Source organism: Fluviispira vulneris (assembly GCF_014281055.1).
GTDB lineage: Bacteria > Bdellovibrionota_B > Oligoflexia > Silvanigrellales > Silvanigrellaceae > Silvanigrella > Silvanigrella vulneris.
The window spans coordinates 497,471-516,438 of record NZ_JACRSE010000002.1; the positions used below are offsets into that span (position 1 = coordinate 497,471).

Sequence of the window (18,968 nt, forward strand, 5' to 3'; positions counted from 1 at the left end):
GTCAGAAGCGTTGAAATGACACAGTTTCACAAATTCGATAATCTATAGAACTCATATCTTTCAATAATTTAATGTCATTTCTATCAAAGATACACACATCATCAGGACTTATTTCACATTCGTTATTGTATTTAAATAATGGACTCTGAGGCTTAAATTGAATATTAATATGGTTCTTATCAATGTATTTAATTTTAATATTGATATATGATTTACACTTAATATTTGATTTGTCCTTAAACATATCTTTTTCAGTTTCTCCTGATAGAAAGAAAATATTTTCCCCAATGTATCCACCTTTTGCTGTTGAAGTTAAGTTATTAAGTTTAACTGAATTTATAATGGCCGTCACTTTATTACTGTATTGAGCAATATTTATAAATGTATTATCGTTTGATATCCATAGACCAGAAAATTTCTTGTCGGGATCTGTATAATCAAATTCAATAAAATCATTTTCTTCAAATTCCTGTAGATTATTCAATGCATAAGAAGTTGATTCTACACAATATGATATATCTTCTCCAAAACATTTTTTAGCAGCAGAAGCAATTTTATATAAGTTTGAGCTTATTTGACTTGATAATTCTTGAATTTTTACCAATTTTGCGGTTGGAATATTAAAGTGCATTAATTCATAAGCTGTTTTAGAATATTTCAATTGATAATCAAATGCTTCTTTTAATTTTTGTCTAGAACTCTTAATTTCTTGAGCAAGTGGGGGTGATGGGTTATTGGGAGTTAATTGTATTGGCTTATTTTTAAATGAAATAAGAGCATTTTTATATTTCGTTGAAATCCATCCAAAATAGGCCCAACCGTTGGGATCGTGTGGATCAAAAGTTTTGTCTTTAAGCTGAGCTGAAAATTTTTCTTTATAATTAGATAGTTTTTCTAAAGTTTTTAGACAGAAATCAATTGGTCTGATCTCTTTATCGCCTACTTTTATAGGTGTTTTATCTAAACTACAATAGACTGAATCACTAGGGATTGCTGATGAAAATAGAGTCGCGTTACCGCCAATTTGCTTTGCATCTATTGAAACAACGGTTTTTGCTAAAAGTTTTTCATCAATTACCTTTAAACTTCCTTCAATTTCAGCAATCGAGAAAATATTTGCTCCTACTTTACCGAAAAATTCTTTTTTATCCATAGAATTTTTAAATAAAAAATTTACATTTATTAAAAGTTTTGCTCCTATAACTGCCTGAGTTACGAACTCATCGCCACAGAACATTTCAATATTATTATTGATTGATCCATCTGAGTTGACGAGTAATTTTTCCATTCCGCTTGCAATCTTATAATTAATGAGAGTGGGTTTTTTAGGATTTATGGATATAATATCTGTATACGATAAATTCAAATCACTTGCTGAATTTTTGGAAGCATAATCAAATTGGCCATTTACATTAAAGTATTGAAAATTTAGACTCCCTTTGACTCCTCCATTGAGTACTTCAACTAAATCAGTGTAAGAAGAGTTTAATAAAAAACTTTCTTCAGCGGTATTCTTTCCTGAAAATACAATGTTTCCATCAATACATTTTCCAGTCGATATTTGGTTTTTAGTGTCATAGCCTTTTGCTAAAAAAGTGAATTTATTCACACCTGAAATATATGTGTCTGCATGTAAAGATTGATTTTGAAGAATATAAAATAAGGTTAACAAAATTTTAATTTTCATATTATTATTTTCTTTCATAATTTATAGGAATAATTATTATCCATACTTATAAGCAATTTTTCATAGATTGAAGGCTTGCAGTTTTCTTGATACATTTTTTCTCCTGGAAGATTGCAGTTAATTATTGGAATTTTGCAATTATTTGGATAAACTCGTTCAAATTTTTTTAAAATTGTTTTATTTATTTCGATTTTTTGAAAAAAAACTACTTTTTTATTATATATGCAATTACTACCATCATTATATTCAATAATATTATCTGAATCTAGATGGGCAGTGTCTGAGTTCATGTATATTCCATAATTATGAGAATATATATTTTCGTCTTGCGAAGAAATAGCATCTACTCCAATCCCTATTTGAGAAATGTTTAATAGTATATTTGCATTGCGATCTTGCCAAACTCCTGAAAGATTAAAGAGAGGTTTTACAGTAATAAGGTTTAGTATACCTAATTCATATTTTATTGCGTTTTTTCTTGCATCTTCCTTTTTTTCAAGACAATTTTCCATTTCTCGATAGCATGAAATTCCTGCATTCGCATATCTTTTCATATTTTCAGAAGCGCTTTTTTGAATCTCCAATAATTGGTTTCTTTGATATTCATTTGCCCGCGTAGAAAGAATATCTTTTGCTCTTATGTATATATTTTGTTCAAAATTGTACCATTGACTTAATTCACTTCGGGCTTGTTCAATAAATGGCTTAACGTAATCTGGGATGTTGTTTGTTAGAATAATACTATCTGATTTATTTTCATCGTCTATGTATATTAATGGTGAGCGATTGTAAGAAGAGTGATCGACATCGACAACAGCTAAACCATTTAAATTATTTTTGTCATTTATGAATTTCGTTAAGCTTGGTGTAAAAGTATTGGTACCGTAGTTACTTAATTCTTTTAAAGTTCTGATACATGATTCTCGACTGTTTTTATCTTCTAAACTGCATTTTAGAGCATCTAAAGGGATTGCTGCTGCAAGTTGACTGACATCCCCACCTATTTGCTTAATAAATATTGAAATTGATTTATCTTTGGCTGTTTTTTCATCAAGTGCAGTAATATATCCTGCAATGCTTCCAAATGCTGGTACGGTTACATCGAGATCACCGCTAATTTTTTGTGCTTCTAGAGAATCACTGAGAGATATTTTAACAGTAATGAGTAATTTGGCACCCAATGAAAGAGAGGACACAAATTGATTTCCGCAGACATCATCCGAAATATGATTAACACTTTTTGTTGTTTTATTTATCAAGCTATAAGCATCTTTGTTGAGATATGGCTTTAAAATCGTAATGTGATTGTTTTCATAATTTATTATATTTGTAAAAGTTACGCTATTTTTTGTTCTTTGTGCTTTAGAAGAATATTCAAAAGAGCCATTTGCTGAAAAACTACTAAATGTTGTTGTTCCATCAGCTCTGCCGTTTATAACAGAATTTAACTCTTCGAATGACATATTTGTTCTTTGATGAACTGTACTACTTGGCTGACCTGTATATATGATTTCTGATTCAGTGTCTGAGACGCATTGAGATAAATACTCTTCTGTATTGGAATTATATCCTTGTCCTAGTATGGGATCTCTTGTGACGATACTATCATCAAAGTCGTAATCTTTATCTGACATTTGTATATCTTGTACTTTTTTTAAATTTGTATTGTTTTCTGTTTGTTCTTTGTTTTTATACGAATCATTAATATTGATTTTATGGTTAGATATTTCAATGCTAATTGAGTTTTTTAGTTTTCCAATATTTTCATTATTAGATTTTTTTTCATATTTACTGCATGCTGTCATTGATAAAAAAACTATTGAAGGTAATAAAGCTAAATAATATAATTTCATATTGTTGATATCCTATTTAAATGAATATTCATTGCGCATGTATTTAATATTTTAAGCAATATTTTCTCCTTTTTTATTGTTTTTTCCAAGGATTTTTTTATCTGTTTTTTAGAATCTTTGGAGTAGTGTCAGAGTATTATTCTCACTGCAATATATTGTCTAAAAAAAATTTACAAGGTAATAAAACATTTATTATTTTTTTATTAATCAATAATTATTTTAAAAAAACTTTTCAAAAAAAAAGTATTTATCTATGCGAGAGAAGAATAAAAATAAAATTTGGTATATTGTATAATTAATTGTTAAAAATTAAAATTTTTTATAGTGCAACTGCAGAAGGTTGTTCGTGTTGTATAAGTGAAATATGTATTTCTTGTGTTCAAGAGTATCAGAAAATAAAATTGCAGACAAAATTGTCTTCAATAGAAAAAATTTGGGTGGGATGTTTTCTAAAAAAAGCAAAGACTGAGCGAAACTATTGAAGTCACGGCAAAAACAACGTAATCACATAAAAATACAATTTTAAAATATGAGTTAACGTTTATTCCAAAATACTCTCGAAGCAAAGTTTGAGCAAAAACCTCGAAGTGTCAGCAAAAATACAATTTTAAAATATAAGTTGTTTAATTTAGAATTAATTGAAGCAGAGAGATAGGCCTTTACAGAGGGCATTTGCGGCCAGCAACTCTGCCCTCAGTAAAGGCCTATCTCTCTGCGCATTTTAAGAAAAAATCTTCAACTTATAATTTTAAAATCCCACGAAATAATATAAAAAAATTATTTCATATTATTTCGCCAGAATTCTGCAAGAATAATACTAGAGGCACAAGCAACATTTAAACTTTCAACATGACCTGTACTTGGAATACGGACAAGATTGTCACCCGCTTTTAAAAGTTGCTGGCTCAGGCCATCACCTTCAGAACCGAAGAGAACGAGAAGTTTTCTAGGCATTTCGATTTCGAATAATGATTTACCTGTGTGACTTGTGGTGCTCATGACTTTAAAGTTACTTTTTCTAAATGCCTGAACTGATTTTTCAAAACTATCGGTTGAAATCACTTTGATCCATTCTGCTCCACCTTCCGAAGTGCGGTAAGCTGCTCCTGACATGGCAGCTTCTGCTTGGGAGAGAAGAATAGCTTTCACGCCAAAACTTGCGCATACGCGCATAATAGCTCCAAGGTTATGTGGATTTTGCACATTTTCGAGAGCGACTACACAGGCAGGTTGATTGTTTTTTTCGTGTTCAGCTAAAAAATCTTCTAAAGTAACGGTAGGGATTTTTCGAACTAAAAAACAAACGCCTTCATGGTGACTTGACTCAGATATTCTTTCAAGTTCGTCATCGGTCACAACTCGATAAGCTAATTTTTTATCTGCGCAGTATTTCAAGACTTTTGTAAATTCTTTCAGTTGATTTTCTGTTACGTAAGCACGGATGATATCTTGCGGACGTTTTTTAAAAACCATATGGCAGGCATGAATCCCACAGATTTTCATTTCCACATGTCTACGTGGTTTAGGCACTTGGCGATTTTCGCCATGTCTTTCTTTTTTCTTAAACTCACCATCGAATTTATTTTCACTTTCTTCTGTAGAATAAGATCTTTTTTCTTCTCTCGGAGTGAAGGAATCCTTAGAATACTCTTTCTTTTCGGCTTTTGGTTTAAATGAGTCCTTAGAATATTCTTTCTTTTCGGCTTTTGGTTTAAATGAATCCTTAGAATACTCTTTCTTTTCTGCTCTCGGTTTAAAGGAATCCTTAGAGTATTCTTTTTTCTGCGAGTGTTTCTTGTCCTGTTTCTTTATACCCATTGACTTCTCCATTGATATTTACAAATTCACTGTCTTCATTTTCAAGTTCTTTTTGGGGGAGACTTTCGACTCTCATTAATTTATTTGAAATTATTTTGGAACGATGAGAGGCTTCCCCAATTTGTTTGCTGGCATCGTTTAATTTTTCTTGTGTCTTTTCTAATAAATCTCCAAATTTATAGAAGTCCTTTTTCACATTTCCGAGTAACAGGCGTATTTCATCGGAGCGTTTTTCAACAGCAAGGGTTCTAAACCCCATCTGTAAGCTGTTTAGCAGGGCAACGAGGGTTGAAGGTCCTGCAACAACGACTTGTAACTCTCGGCGCAAATGCTCTGATAGTCCAGCAATTCTTAAAACCTCAGAGTATAAACCCTCTGTGGGTAGAAATAGGATTCCGAAATCCGTAGTGCTCGGAGGATCGATATATTTCTCTTTGATGTCTTTTGCAAAGTTTTTTATTTTTGTTTCTAATTGTTTAATAGAATGAGTGACTTTTTCATGATCCCCTTTTTCGCTAGCATCGAGGATCCGTTCGTAATCTTCCATGGGAAATTTTGCATCGATCGGTAACCAAAGAGCTTTTTTGTCATTTGAATTGTGTGGAAGTTTTACTGCAAACTCAATAAAATTGGTGCTATTTTTTTTTGTTTTAACATTTTTTTCATATTGCTCTGGCGAGAGTATATCACTTAAGATTCTATCAAGTTGTTCTTCTCCTAAAATTCCTCTTGTTTTAATATTACTTAAGACTCTTTGTAAATTGCCAACTTCTGAGGCCATTTTCTGCATTTCGCCTATTCCAGTATGGACAAGATCGAGTCTATCTCCAACCTGTTTAAAGGAGGCATTTAAGCGAAGTTCAAGGGTTGCATGCAGTTTATCCTCAACAAGTCCGCGCATTTTGTCGAGTTGGAGTTCATTTTCATGTCTTAATTTTGAAATTTGAGAGTCAAGTGTGTCACGGATTTCTCTTTGTCCTCGGCTACTATTTTGTGCGAGTGAATTTAGGAGCAAAGCATTGTTTTCAGACAAATCTTTGCGTATTTTTTGGATATTGTTAGCAAGTTCTTCACGATTTATCCTGATTTCATTTTTTAAGGCGTGTTCAAATTTATCTTCAAAATATTCAAATTTTTCGAAAATATTTTTATCAAAGTTTGTCATATGTTTTATTTTGTTGTAAATAATTAAAATAAATAAGCTTGTTATGGCACAGAGAGCAAGCAGGCTTGTATTCAGTAAATCCATAAAAAGTCCTTTTGAAAAATGGCCTTGATAATACAAGGAAAATTTATTCGAAGAATTAATAGCTACAAAAAACAGCATACCATTGAAATGCACAATTTGACAGTATAAGTCATCTCTCAAGCGGCGAGTTATCCACTTTCAATGTGGATAACTCATATGCGGTTAATGCTTAAATTTGAGGCAAATATTTACCACAAGAAAACGAATTTGAAATGCAAATTGACAATATGCGTAAGTCGAGTGAAGGATGCATGATGAGGAGGGTGAGATATGAGCTTGAGAGACCAGCTACTTAAAGCAGGGCTTGTTTCCAAAAAGCAAGCACAAAAAACAGAAGCAGCTAATCGCAAGCAAGCACATGATACTAAAAAGAACAAAGAGCTTGCTGATAAAGTCAATGCTGAAAAATTAGAAGAATTAAAAAAAATTGAAGATGAAAAAAATCAAAGAAGAGAACTTGATAAGGAATTAAATAAGCAACGTGATTTATTAATGAGTCAACGTGAATCATATTATCGCTCTTTACAGATTCTCAATAGTAATAGTATGAATATCAGAAGTGCAAATGAATGTTATTTTTTTGCTGAAGGTAACAAAATAAAGAAAATTATGGTAAATTCATGGCAAAGAGAAATGCTTGCTCGTGGAAAAATGGGGATAGGCAAACCTCATAAAGATATTGATGAATATGTGATTATACCTTTGAATGCAGCGCGTGTCATCCATGATATTTATCCGCAAAAATTAATCACTTTACATTCAGAAATAGATGATTCTGAAGAGTTAGATGATGGATTTTAAAATATAGTTGTATTAAAGTATATTTTCTCAATTGTTTAAATATCTTTTTTCTTATTTTTGGAGTGAAAATGAATATAGATGATAAGTGGAGTTCAAGCATGAGTCCTTTAAGAAGTGTGGGTTTTATTGTTGGAGGAATTGTTCTTGGGAGTTTATTGACTGCTGGAATAATGATTTCTAAATATAATAAAAAAGCTGTCGATGTCTCCGATGCTGTTGGACAACCACTTTTTATTGTGGATGGTAAAACTTGGAATACCAGCGAATTGCCAGGTGACTCGCGTATGGAGTATTTTGATTTAGAAAATAATATCTTCAATGCTCGTCAAGCAATTGCAAGTAAAACCGCACTTCGTCTTGCTTTATCAAAAGATTTAGGAAAACCTATCACTCCAGAAAATATAGCAAAAATTGAAGATTTATTACCTCTGCAAAGTGTCACAGAAATCGATGCTCGAACTTTTTATGATCAAAACGTGGCAAAGTGGGGACTAAGCTTTTTTGGTGGCAAAAGTTATGAAGAAATTAAAGACCAATTGCTTCAACAGATGAAACATGAAAAAGCGAGAGAACTGCTTGCGACAAAAATTAAAGAATTTGAAGATTCCGGTAGAATAAAAGTTTTGCTAAAAGCGCCTACAGCACCACCCGTGAAGTTAAATTTATCAGGATTTCCTGTGAGAGGGAATGCTAATTCATCTAAAGTACTTGTGGTGGTGGCGGATTATTTATGTACTCATTGTAGAGAATCCGAAGAGGCACTTGAGAAAATCTACCAAGAATTTTCTAATAAAGTCAAATTTGTGCATGTATCCTATCCTCTTGCTCCTCAGGGGCTCAGCGGTGCCTTGGCGCGCGGAGCTTATTGTGCAACAGAACAGGGAGAAAAAGAATTTTGGGATTATCAAAAAGCTGCTTTTGCCATTCCATTTGCAAAAATGCAACCTCCAAGTTTAATGGAACCTGAAAAGGCATTTAATCTAGAAACAATAGAATTGGCTAAATCTGTCAAGTTAAACGTAGAAAAGTTTTCGACTTGCCTTGAGTCAGAAAATGCAAGAAAATATATAGATATTGTTCGCAATCAGTTTAATGAAAATGTAGGTTTTTCTGGGACACCCGCATTTTATTTAAATGGAAGTTTAATTCAGGTAAGTCCACAAAAGCTTGCCGCAACTTTAAAATTAGCCTTAAATTGATTCATTTTTTGTTACTTTTTTCACTAGGAGGTTATCATGAAGGCTCCAGCGCGGGTACTGCTTATTTCTACAATTGTTTCAGTCTTAGTTATATGTGTTGCTCTTTATCGCTACAATCTTATTTTAAAAGGTGATAGTTCTAAATCACCAACTGTAGATGCTATTTTACCAGAAGTAACAGGCGAAAGTGCAAATGCCGATGTTGGTAAAACTCCAGCTGCAAAGCCGTCTGATAAAAGTGAAAAAGTAAATGCTGGAGGTAAAGCTCCTACAGCAAAACAATTGGAAAATGGCAAAAAACTTTATGCTCAAACCACCTGTGGTGTATGCCATGGTGCTGATGGCAAAGCAGATAGTCCTACTGCAAAAGCAATGAAAGCGACAAATTTAGCTGCTGGTAAATTCCAACATAATAAAACAAATTTATCGCCTGTAGCTTATATTGCAAAAGTGATTGCCGAAGGAGTGCCTGGAACAGGTATGGCAAGTTTTAAAGCTCAATTGCCAAAAGAGAGTGATAGAATGGATTTGGCTGAATATGTTCATTCTTTATCAGGAAAATAAAGAATATTTAATCAATTTTAGTTAATCTTTGTGGAATATATTCGAGACATTTGTGATTCATTAACGTGTGAATCGCAAATGCTCTTGTGGAATCAGAGAAGTATTTAAACTCTAATCCTGCACAGTATTCACCATTGTGATTGAGAGCTCCATTCCAAACGATTTCTCCAATTCCTGAAATTTCTTCTCCACCTTTTAATTGAATTTGAAAATTTATAAACGCACCTGCATTCAATAATATCGTATTGGTTGGAATCAATGCTCCTCCACGTCCCATGCGAAAATCGTTACAATCTTTAGCGGATATTTTGTAAATATTTTCATCTATAATTTTTTCTTTGGGTTTTAATGAGTAGCGATCTTCCGGTGCGTACATAAACCATTCTAAGGAACTGATAAGGAACAGGAGATCGAATGGTTTTGCAAAAAGTCCCTCTACTCCATGTGCATGCAACTCTTCTCTTGTATTATCTGAATATGCTGTAATAAAAATAAAAACAGGTTTATTGAGGCTGATTTTTTTGGTTTCATCTAAAAACTCTATGCCATTTCCACCAGGCATGCGAACATCACTGATAATTAGATCAATTTTTTCATTTTTAACAATTTCTAACGCTTCTTTTCCATTCTTTGCTTCTAGAGTTTTAGCGCCAATATTTTGTAGTTCAAAAATAAGCATTTCTCGTAGATCAATTTCATCATCAACAACGAGTACAATTTTATCTTTTAAAATGCTCATAATTGACTCCAGCATAAATGCGATTCAAAGCTTTAAGGTTTATGTTAAAATGCTTTATTTACAAAATATTTTCATCATTTTATATAGTAGTCATATTGAGAATTCCTGACAAGCTCTGAATTGTGTTAAAAAACCGACATAAAGTTTATACTTATTTTAAATATGACCGAAAACATTTAGGTATTGATGACATAAAAATTTTACAACTAAAGGTAACACTGTGACTGATACCGAACTTAAAAATCCATTAGCTCATGATGTCCTAATGACAGATATCAAGGGCTACGAAATTTTAGCAAAAAAATTATTTGAGCACACTGGTATTTTCATGGATCCTTGCGAAAAAAATTATTCTCTCATGTCAAATCGAATGCAAAAAATCTTAAAAAAATACAACTGCCAAAACTATCAGGAATTTATAAATATATTAAATACAAATAATAATGATGCTAAAGAAGATTTTTATCAAGCTCTCACAACAAATACAACGCAATTTTTTAGAGAAAATGAACATTTTATTTTTTTGAAAGCAAAAATGCCAGAAATTGAAAGCTATTTATTGGCAGAAAAAAGAAAAGAAATAAGAATTTGGTGTGCAGCTGCGAGTACAGGTGAGGAACCATACACGATTTTAATGTCCGTTTTAGAATCTTTGAATCCATTAAATAATATTGCTGTGAAAATCACAGCAACTGATATTAACACTCTAGTTTTAGAAAAAGCTAAGTTAGGTGTTTATAAAAAAGAATTATTAGAAAGCGTAAGCCCAGCACTTGTCTTAAAATATTTTGAAAGGAATGCAAATACTGGAGAAGAGTTTCTACAAATCAAAGAAAAATATAGATGTATGATTGAGTTTTCGAAGTTCAATTTAAATGCAGAATCATATTTATTTATAAATAAGTTTGATATTATTTTCTGCAGAAATGTTCTTATATATTTTACCCATAAAGCTGTTGAAGAGGTAATAGTCAAATTATCGAGATGTCTTGACAAAAAAGGATACTTATTTATTGCTCACTCTGAAGCAATTATGGGTGATAAATTGACTTTAAAATCAATAGCCCCTTCTGTATATCAACTTAAATAATTATTTTGTAAAACCCAAATGTTTGGCAATTGGAGAATATATTTTATTCCAAATAAATTTATCGATGACCACATCGTTAGCAAGAATTCCTTTAGCATCAAGTATAAGAGGAGTTTCTTTGGTTTTCTTCTCACTGACATCACTTTTCCAAGCTAATTGGACTGGCTGAAAACCAACTCGCATATAAAGTTGTTTTAAAGCAATTGGGGCACTTGTAAGAATATGAGTATGTCCAGATTCTATTACAATGCGAACGACATGTCTTATCATATTTATAAAAATATCACTTTCTCTATAATCTTTCTCCCAGGCAAAACGTGAAATTTCGACAAATTTTTTTGACCAAAGCCATTCAGGCATATTTATGATATATGTGGCCATTTCACAATGATTTTTATCTTTATTATTAAATATTATACGCAAAGCAGCTACTGCTTTTCTTCCGACTTTACAGACAACTTGGCGTGAGAACTCGTCAAATTTATCTTGCAATCCACCATAGGGGTTTTCAACTAACGTATCACCGATTTGGATAAAAGCTTCTGTCGAAATTTCAACTTCTTCAAATAAACTTTTTTTTCTTAAATCCATTATTATCGGAATTTCATCTTCTGCAGCATAGCTAAAAGAAAGACTTTTTTCAATTATTGCAACTGGAAGCTTTTCATTTCTAAGTTCTTGCGGCGTAACTTCCACACCACAAAATAATATATATTCTACCATCATTTGCATAAATGCATTATTCTTATGGGTGAATTCTACGTTAACCGTGTATCGATCAACAAGATTTGTTTCTGTTGAGCTTTTAGTTTCAATAATTTTTGTGTGAACTTCAAATTCACCTTGAAAAGGGAGGTACATTTTAAGTGATAAAGGAAGATTTGGTATAAGTGTCTTATTTCGAGCAGATGTGACTAACAGCATGCCATTGGCATAGAAACTCGTTACTTTAAATAATATTCTTTCTTGAAAGAAAAATGGGTCATTACACCAAGCATGCGGAGCAAAAATATCTGGAACTTCGTATTTTTTTAATTGGGCATTTGCTTCTGTAACTTTGTTCTTTTCAATTATAAATTCTATACCAAAGCGGACATATGGATTTTCATCCAAAGATAAATTTACAACATTTGTTACTTTTCCTTTTACAAAGGTATTCAATTTATCCTGAATTGTATAATGAATTCGAACGATATCATCTTTTTTTGGATACGTTGAGAGTTTTTGATCGACAATTAATACGTTTATACCCCATGGAGAAAAGTCCGTTGCCTCCCCTTTAATAGAATAAATTTCGCTGTCGTCTTTTAGATGAACTTTTATTCCCTCACCTAAATGAACAGTTCTTCTTGTTTCTCTACGTCTATTTGTTTTTACATTCATAAAAGGGATCCAATTAAAAAACGAATGTAATTTGCTTATTTCCCAATGTATGAATCGGCTTCTATGGAAGTTAAAAAAAGGTAAGATAGAAAAAAGGTGTCAAAAGTATTCTTATTTATAAAGTGAGAAAAATAAAAATGCGATAGGGACAGCAAGAATCAGTGAATCGATGCGGTCGAGAAAACCTCCATGCCCAGGAAGTAAATTGCCGCTGTCTTTGTATTTTCCAGCGCGTTTAAAAGCGCTTTCCATAAGGTCACCTATTTGGCCAGCAATACCCATAGAAATACCTACGAGGATAGAGAACCAAGGAGGAAAAGGAAGGTTAAAAAGATGCGTTAGAATAAGTGCTGTTAATCCACTAAATAAAAGACCTCCCAGCGCACCTTCGATACTTTTTTTCGGGGAAACTTTAGGAATGAGTTTGTGTTTTCCAAATTTAGAACCTATGAAATAGGCACCCGTATCTCCCATAAAAACAGTGGCAAGACAAAAATACAATTGGGCACTGCGATAAGAACCTTCGAATTGTAAAAGGCTTAGATTTGTCAAGCAAACAGCAGGAAGAGCCAAATAAATAAAACCTGCAATCACATTGAGAAGTTTATTTGATGCCGTGTGCATGTCATGTGCCCTGCGATAAATGAGTGCAGCAGCTACAAAAAAACAGAGAAATATCCAAGTGATTGGAATAATAAGAATTTTCTGAGGTTCGCTTGCAAAAATAACATTTGAAATCGAAAATGTGATAATTAGAAAAGAATAGGAGAATCCAACAGCAAAATGTTTTGCTTTTAGTTTGGGTCTTGGCTGTTCAATATTATTCGTTCCATCTAAAATATTCCAACGGAGAGCTGCATATTCAGTACCAGATAGAAAAATTGCGATTGTTGTTACAGTTACGAAAAGGGGATAAAAAAGTGAGATAGGAGAGAAACTGAGGATATAAATTATGACTGCAGAACAAATTGCAGCCGTAGTCAGTCGCGTTTTAAGCATATTAAAAAAACCATTCTTTCAAATTGAATTACAACTATTCCGGGTTAACCGGTTTGCATTATGCAATATGCCATAGTAATCACAGTCTATCAAATAGACATGCCCGCACCTGATTCAGGAGCGCACTTTGGAGTCTGTAGCATGAATGTTCTTCAGTTCAAGAAAAAAAATAAAGAAAATAATAGAAATAATAGTTACAGTTCGGAATCATATCCGAAGAGTCCCCAAGGAGCTTCAGCGATTGGAATCGATCTTGGTACTACGAATTCAGTTGTTTCAGTCTTTTCGAATGGAGCAAGTCATCCTGTTACTTTAGAATATGAAAATTCATATCTCGTACCATCAATGATTTTTTTTAATAAAAATGAAAATGAAAATCTTGTTGGTAATAAAGCTAAACTACAAAATGAAATTACTCCTGCTGAAGTTATTAAAAGTACAAAAAGAAGTATGGGTAAAAATAATACTTTATTTGAATCAAACGGAAAGCAATTTAGTGCAGAAGATGCTGCAGCACTTGTTTTAAATTACTTAGTTTCACATCCAATTTTACAAGAAGAAAAAGAAAAATTTGGTGGGATTTGGGCCGTTATCACAGTTCCAGCACATTTTGATGACGCAGCTCGCTTGGCAACAGTTGCCGCAGCAGAAAAAGCTGGTATACATGTGTTAAGAATAGTGAATGAGCCCACTGCTGCTGCACTTGCATATAGCATGATGCCTGAAGATAAAAAAACAGAAAAAGAAACCCTTGCCGTATTTGATTTGGGCGGAGGTACTTTTGATGTGAGTATAGTTGATCGAGATGGTTTGGTCTTCAACGTTTTAAGCAGTGAAGGTGACGTGCATTTAGGTGGAGATGATATAGATGAAGCTATAGCAAATTCACTTATCGAAAAAGTACATCCGCAACTGGTAGCACGGCGTTCATCAAAGTCATCTGAACTTTATAGAAATTTAATAATATTAGCAGAACGTGCAAAAAAAGCTTTGCAATCAGAAGGACTATATCATGTCCAATCAAATGATTTGGATGGAAAAGGCTCATCGATTGAAACAGAGTTGAGTCGTGAACATTTTGATGAAATGGTTGCTCCAATTTTGCAAAGAACTTTATTTTTAACTGAAAGTGCTATGCACGCTGCAAAAAGAAATCCAAAATATATTTCACGGATATTGCTTGTTGGGGGGAGTACACGGCTTGTTCTCGTGCGCAAAATGCTATCAGACTATTTTGCATGTATTGTTGATGCACGCTTAGAACCCGATCTCGCTGTCAGCTGGGGTGCATCTTTACAAGCAGCCATCATAATTGGGATTCAACCGGACACGATTTTAGTTGATGTTTGTAGCCATTCTTTAGGTATTGGCGTAGTTGAAAATACAGAAGCTATTAATGAAAATTTTAAGTCCGTAGCGAAAAAATTTGGTATACCCTATCCAATTTCAGAGCAAGAGTTGCATCGTAAACTGGGAGCGCGTATCGAAGATTTTAATAACGAATTGCAAAAATTATTGCATGTAGCCCCAATTTTACATAGGAATAGTGCTTTACCAGCAAGAAGATCCGAATTTTTTAATACAATATATCACAATCAACATGCTGTCCACGTAGTTGTCGTGCAGGGTGAAGGTGATATTGTTGGCGAAAATAGATTAATTGGTTCATTTTTATTTGAACTTGAACAACCTTGTCCTAAAGGAACGCGCTGCGAAATTCAATTAACTTATGATGTGAATGGAATGGTGCATGTTTTTGCAAGACAACTCGGCACAAAAAATGAGGCGAAAGCTCAATTTGATAGTCGGACAGGTGAAGTGACAGGTTGGACTTCACTTAATCTTGAAGAAGAAGAACAATTTGCAGAAAAAGAGAAACTACAAACAGTTGATGAGATCTATGAAAAAAAGACGTCAACAAAGCAGCTCGAAAAAGTTATGTCCCATGAAAATATTGTTAGTTTTCCCTTTGGTAGAAAAAATGAAGATATACAAAAGGCTGAATTATCTGAATATGAATGTGAACCTGAGATTGTAAATGCTTTAATATTAAGAGCAAAAAGGTATCTAAATAAAATTAAAAAAGAAAATAAAGAATATAATCTTATATTAGAAAGTTTAAAAACTTATTCATCTTTGCTATTAAAAGCGCAGCAAGGACATGAAAATGATGAAGAAATAGAGTTGGTTGAAACACAATTGCTTGCGTTATTGGAAGGAAAATAAAGCAATGCTGAATTCAACCACAAAGAAAATTATCATTGAAATAGAAAATAATTTTGATCTTTTTGAAAAATATTTGTATTCACCTACTTTAATTAAAGATTTTAAGAAATTTCTTTTAAATTATCGTGGAATGAAAGTTTTAGATATTCCTCAATCTTATAATCGAGATCAATTGGCTAAACAGACCGCAGAAAATATAGTTAATTTTTTTATAAATATCTTTGCCAAAACTGGATTAGCCGAACATTCAGAAGAAGAAATTTTAAATATTTTAAATGAAGTTGAAGAAAGTGTTAATTTATCTCTCTATTATTGGTTTGGTTTAAGCGATCGCAATTACCAATTTAGAACACTTATTCACTTTTTTGAGTTAGAAGGAATAGGATCTGTCTTTCTCACAAAAAATAAACATGACTTTGCAGTTTCTTTAAGTGAAGATGGCATCCGCTTTGGATTGGCTTCAAGTGATCATGAACCAAAATATATGCCTGTTTCTAAAGTTTGCGAATTAGAAAAATTTACAGAAAAAACAACAGAAAGAAAATTATTTGCACGGATTCGAACAATTCAAAGGGAAATTTGTTTACTTATTGATGATTGGGAGCACTTAAATTCTATTCTTGCCGTTGAATATGGGAGAACTTTTCAAGACTTTCAAAATTTAAGATCAAAAAAAGCTGAAGAAGAGCATCTTCAAGTCGTTAATAAAATGAATTCACGACGAGATACTTTAGCAACTTGGTGCTTGCAATCATTTTGTGACTTTCAAGAGTGGTTTGAAAGAATTTCTTTGGCGAAAGATTTTTCGGATGATATCCGTTTAGAACTCGAAGCAGCATCTTCATTGCTATTATCTGGTTTGCAAAAAATATTTTTGCCCGCTTCTGTCAGTCGTCACCGTTATTGTGAAAGTGTTCCAAATCTTCTAGAAAGATATGCTCTATCAAGAGTGAGATTAAATAATAACGACGTTTCTTCAAGACTTTTATTGCAAGCTTGTATGAGTGCACAAGGAAAACCTTTTGATGAGACTTTATTTGATTTTATTGAAAAAAAACCTTTTGAATGGACATTTTCATTCGATCCTTCATCTGCCATCAAATCATTTTCATGGAGTTATTCGCGTGAATTACATCTGGTTTTGAGTTCAATTTATGGTGTCTGTTGCTTTAAAAAAACATTACCTAATTCAATCGATGCAAATTTTCTTTCCGACATTGCAACAACTATACAAATGCCAGAGACTTTTCCTCCAGATTTAAATCCAATGAGAAAGATATTTGAAAATAAGATTGATCTTCTTGATAAAAATATTCAGAAAACAATTCAATATTTGTTAAATTTTTTAGAAACAAATGTTAAGGTAACTAAAAATACAAAAGAATTATGTCAATTTATTAAGACAAATCTTCAGCCCGCTCAGGAGACTTTAAATGGATCTCTATCATGAAGAAAAGCATGAAGAAAATATGATCGTTCCGCGTCGGAGGGCGGCAAGTGAAATAAAACTTCTGCGCCTCGAACTCATTCCAAAAGGAAAAAGTCCTTGTGAAGAAATTGGCAGTGAATGGTCTTCCGCTCAGCCTGCAGAAAATTTATCCCCTTCAAAAGCAGCTGCAAGCTTAGGTGTGGAAATCTGGGCTCCGTCTTCGGTTGTAAAAAAAAGGTATAAGACTTTACAACTTCGCTATCCTCCGGATCAATTTGTTGATAAGCACATTGATTGGCGACCTTCAGCAGATCTTTTAGGCAATCCAAGAAATCGTTTAAATTGGTTTTGGCAAAGTGGTTTTATTCCTCTACCTGAAAGCTCACTTTCTTATAAAGAAAACTCATTGTGGGACAAGGAAAATGCTGAAGCTATTCTAGACAGCCGAACAGCATTAAAACGCTTGTTTGAAAGTTAAACTAAATAATAAAAAGCAGGATATTTATGAATATATCCTGCTTTTTTAATTCAATTTCAAAATAAATTATTAATTATCACTTAACTTCTGTGTGGTCCATTTCCATGACATTGAAGAAATTGTAGCTCATATAGTAGTCGCCAGAATCACCCACTCCTGCGCCCCAAGAGTTACGAATTTTGAAGAGTTTTTGGTTATCGTCATAACCTATGATAACAACTTCATGACCCGCATTGCTTCTGCCACAGTAGTTTCTGCTGCCAGGTTGATCACAAGCCCAAAGTCCACCATTGGTTTTTTTACCATTGATTTTAAAACTAAAGCCATTGACACCTGTGCTGTCCGCCGTTGAAAGCAATGAACCAATTGCCACTCTATGTCCATTTTTAAGTGCAGCTTTTACTGCATTGATGTCTCTAGTACCTACATAAGTCCAATTGATATTACCAGCTTGGCTCTTATCGCTCGTACTTTGGTATTGGGTAGGAGAAACTTTTTGGCTCGGAGTAGGGTAAGTTGAGCCAAAACATTTGCCTTTTGGAATAATGCCGTAAGTTTTTAAAGGTTGAAGTATTTGGACGGCAGTGTATGCACCATTCCAAAAGTCATTGCCAAGATATTTATTAAGAGCGAGGCTACATTGTTGGTCAATAAAGTCACCGGCAGATAATCTTGCATCCAATGCTGCTGTAGCAGCAAACGTAACACAGGTTCCGTATTGACCTTGATTGAGTACAGGAACGTTGCTCATGCCAAGATCGACGGCTCCAGGAGATTGGCTAAATGGAACTATGGTGCTGTAGTTCGGTTCTGCTCCTATTTTTGTTTTGAATTCTTCTAATGCATAGTCATTTTCAGCAAGCATTTCTGCTGATGGTTTAATAGTCATAAGCTTAATTGTTTTAAAACCTGTTAATGCTTCTAGATCCGTACTTAATTCGAATGGATCCACACCTGCAGGAATAGTTACTGTTTGGCTACCTTCTACAGTGTAGCGAGGAGAATTCTCGCTTCCTGCTGCGTATGCAGCAATTGATAAAAGAGCGAAAGACGATATGACTGCTTTTGCTTTCGAAAAATTACGCATAACGAATCTCCTTGGTTAAAAATGAGTTAATTATTGAACTAAGCTATTTAATGAGTGAAGAAATTTCATCATAAATATTATTCTTTGTTCATGTATAAATTAACCTTTTAAACGATAAATCAAATTATTTGTTACGTAAAGAAGGGGGTTTTAAACTCGAAAAAAACTTTCAATAGAATACCATAACTATAGATTATGAAATTTGTACTTAGGAAGTAAAATAAAAATAGTAAGCTCTATTTATAGTTTTCTCTCTAAAATAAATAGTACTAGCATGCATGTCTTTTGTTGATCGGAGCAAAACGATGAAATATATTAAGAGATTCATTTTTTTGATTGATGGAATATTATTTTAGGCTATCTAGT

The 18,968-nt window shown here is 33.0% G+C and carries 15 protein-coding genes; 7 read left to right on the forward strand and 8 right to left on the reverse strand.

Annotation, left to right across the window (positions count from 1 at the left end; genetic code table 11):
• Window position 1: 1 nt before the first annotated feature.
• The 4 genes from H7355_RS06000 to H7355_RS06015 all read right to left on the reverse strand — a co-directional run bounded on the left by H7355_RS06000 (window position 2) and on the right by H7355_RS06015 (window position 6,607).
• Complete coding sequence (locus tag H7355_RS06000) at window positions 2-1,687, reverse strand: hypothetical protein (protein WP_186645816.1); 1,686 nt, start codon at window positions 1,685-1,687, stop codon at window positions 2-4.
• 14 nt (window positions 1,688-1,701) lie between these two features.
• Entirely contained in the window at window positions 1,702-3,540 is a 1,839-nt protein-coding gene (locus tag H7355_RS06005; protein ID WP_186645817.1) for a hypothetical protein, read from the reverse strand.
• Window positions 3,541-4,317: 777 nt separating this feature from the next.
• Entirely contained in the window at window positions 4,318-5,358 is a 1,041-nt protein-coding gene (locus H7355_RS06010) for a tRNA/rRNA methyltransferase (RefSeq protein WP_186645818.1), read from the reverse strand.
• Window positions 5,306-6,607 carry a DNA recombination protein RmuC gene (locus tag H7355_RS06015; RefSeq protein WP_186645819.1) on the reverse strand — a complete coding sequence of 434 codons (1,302 nt, stop codon included), beginning with the start codon at window positions 6,605-6,607 and terminating at the stop codon, window positions 5,306-5,308. The genes H7355_RS06010 and H7355_RS06015 overlap by 53 nt, the downstream gene beginning before the upstream one ends.
• A 270-nt stretch (window positions 6,608-6,877) precedes the next feature.
• Here H7355_RS06015 and H7355_RS06020 point away from each other — a divergent pair, with 270 nt between their 5' ends.
• The 3 genes from H7355_RS06020 to H7355_RS06030 all read left to right on the forward strand — a co-directional run bounded on the left by H7355_RS06020 (window position 6,878) and on the right by H7355_RS06030 (window position 9,171).
• Window positions 6,878-7,408: a DUF2058 family protein gene (locus tag H7355_RS06020; protein ID WP_186645820.1), complete on the forward strand. Its 531-nt coding sequence runs from the start codon at window positions 6,878-6,880 to the stop codon at window positions 7,406-7,408.
• Between the two features lie 68 nt (window positions 7,409-7,476).
• On the forward strand, window positions 7,477-8,607 hold the full coding sequence (locus H7355_RS06025; protein WP_186645821.1) for a DsbA family protein: 1,131 nt from the start codon (window positions 7,477-7,479) through the stop codon (window positions 8,605-8,607).
• A gap of 36 nt (window positions 8,608-8,643) precedes the next feature.
• A complete protein-coding gene (locus H7355_RS06030) occupies window positions 8,644-9,171 on the forward strand; it encodes a c-type cytochrome (RefSeq protein ID WP_186645822.1) in 528 nt (175 codons plus the stop codon).
• Between the two features lie 7 nt (window positions 9,172-9,178).
• Here the strand turns inward: H7355_RS06030 and H7355_RS06035 are convergent, their stop codons facing one another.
• A complete protein-coding gene (locus H7355_RS06035; RefSeq protein ID WP_186645823.1) occupies window positions 9,179-9,910 on the reverse strand; it encodes a response regulator in 732 nt (243 codons plus the stop codon).
• Between the two features lie 220 nt (window positions 9,911-10,130).
• Between H7355_RS06035 and H7355_RS06040 the strand changes: the two genes are divergently transcribed.
• On the forward strand, window positions 10,131-11,000 hold the full coding sequence (locus tag H7355_RS06040) for a CheR family methyltransferase (RefSeq protein ID WP_186645824.1): 870 nt from the start codon (window positions 10,131-10,133) through the stop codon (window positions 10,998-11,000).
• Here H7355_RS06040 and H7355_RS06045 read toward each other — a convergent pair whose 3' ends face one another.
• Entirely contained in the window at window positions 11,001-12,383 is a 1,383-nt protein-coding gene (locus H7355_RS06045) for a hypothetical protein (protein ID WP_186645825.1), read from the reverse strand.
• A 111-nt stretch (window positions 12,384-12,494) separates the two neighbouring features.
• Window positions 12,495-13,382: a phosphatidate cytidylyltransferase gene (locus H7355_RS06050; protein WP_186645826.1), complete on the reverse strand. Its 888-nt coding sequence runs from the start codon at window positions 13,380-13,382 to the stop codon at window positions 12,495-12,497.
• Window positions 13,383-13,442: 60 nt separating this feature from the next.
• On the opposite strand from H7355_RS06050, the gene H7355_RS06055 reads away from it, so the two are divergent.
• From H7355_RS06055 to H7355_RS06065, 3 genes are read left to right on the forward strand one after another with little or no spacing between them, the layout of a single operon-like run.
• Window positions 13,443-15,608, forward strand: coding sequence for an Hsp70 family protein (locus tag H7355_RS06055; protein WP_186645827.1), 2,166 nt, complete (start codon window positions 13,443-13,445; stop codon window positions 15,606-15,608).
• 4 nt (window positions 15,609-15,612) lie between these two features.
• Complete coding sequence (locus tag H7355_RS06060; protein ID WP_186645828.1) at window positions 15,613-17,058, forward strand: hypothetical protein; 1,446 nt, start codon at window positions 15,613-15,615, stop codon at window positions 17,056-17,058.
• On the forward strand, window positions 17,042-17,515 hold the full coding sequence (locus H7355_RS06065; RefSeq protein ID WP_186645829.1) for a hypothetical protein: 474 nt from the start codon (window positions 17,042-17,044) through the stop codon (window positions 17,513-17,515). The genes H7355_RS06060 and H7355_RS06065 overlap by 17 nt, the downstream gene beginning before the upstream one ends.
• A 76-nt stretch (window positions 17,516-17,591) precedes the next feature.
• On the opposite strand, the gene H7355_RS06070 is transcribed toward H7355_RS06065, so the two are convergent.
• Window positions 17,592-18,602 carry a C1 family peptidase gene (locus tag H7355_RS06070; RefSeq protein WP_186645830.1) on the reverse strand — a complete coding sequence of 337 codons (1,011 nt, stop codon included), beginning with the start codon at window positions 18,600-18,602 and terminating at the stop codon, window positions 17,592-17,594.
• Between the last annotated feature and the right edge of the window lie 366 nt (window positions 18,603-18,968).

Coding starts and splice junctions, on each gene's coding strand:
- H7355_RS06015 (WP_186645819.1), bottom strand. CDS start 6,607: ATGGATTTACTGAATACAAGCCTGCTTGCTCTCTGTGCCATAACAAGC.
- H7355_RS06070 (WP_186645830.1), bottom strand. CDS start 18,602: ATGCGTAATTTTTCGAAAGCAAAAGCAGTCATATCGTCTTTCGCTCTT.
- H7355_RS06020 (WP_186645820.1), top strand. CDS start 6,878: ATGAGCTTGAGAGACCAGCTACTTAAAGCAGGGCTTGTTTCCAAAAAG.
- H7355_RS06030 (WP_186645822.1), top strand. CDS start 8,644: ATGAAGGCTCCAGCGCGGGTACTGCTTATTTCTACAATTGTTTCAGTC.
- H7355_RS06055 (WP_186645827.1), top strand. CDS start 13,443: ATGCAATATGCCATAGTAATCACAGTCTATCAAATAGACATGCCCGCA.
- H7355_RS06035 (WP_186645823.1), bottom strand. CDS start 9,910: ATGAGCATTTTAAAAGATAAAATTGTACTCGTTGTTGATGATGAAATT.
- H7355_RS06045 (WP_186645825.1), bottom strand. CDS start 12,383: ATGAATGTAAAAACAAATAGACGTAGAGAAACAAGAAGAACTGTTCAT.
- H7355_RS06060 (WP_186645828.1), top strand. CDS start 15,613: ATGCTGAATTCAACCACAAAGAAAATTATCATTGAAATAGAAAATAAT.
- H7355_RS06000 (WP_186645816.1), bottom strand. CDS start 1,687: ATGAAAATTAAAATTTTGTTAACCTTATTTTATATTCTTCAAAATCAA.
- H7355_RS06010 (WP_186645818.1), bottom strand. CDS start 5,358: ATGGGTATAAAGAAACAGGACAAGAAACACTCGCAGAAAAAAGAATAC.
- H7355_RS06005 (WP_186645817.1), bottom strand. CDS start 3,540: ATGAAATTATATTATTTAGCTTTATTACCTTCAATAGTTTTTTTATCA.
- H7355_RS06050 (WP_186645826.1), bottom strand. CDS start 13,382: ATGCTTAAAACGCGACTGACTACGGCTGCAATTTGTTCTGCAGTCATA.
- H7355_RS06065 (WP_186645829.1), top strand. CDS start 17,042: ATGGATCTCTATCATGAAGAAAAGCATGAAGAAAATATGATCGTTCCG.
- H7355_RS06025 (WP_186645821.1), top strand. CDS start 7,477: ATGAATATAGATGATAAGTGGAGTTCAAGCATGAGTCCTTTAAGAAGT.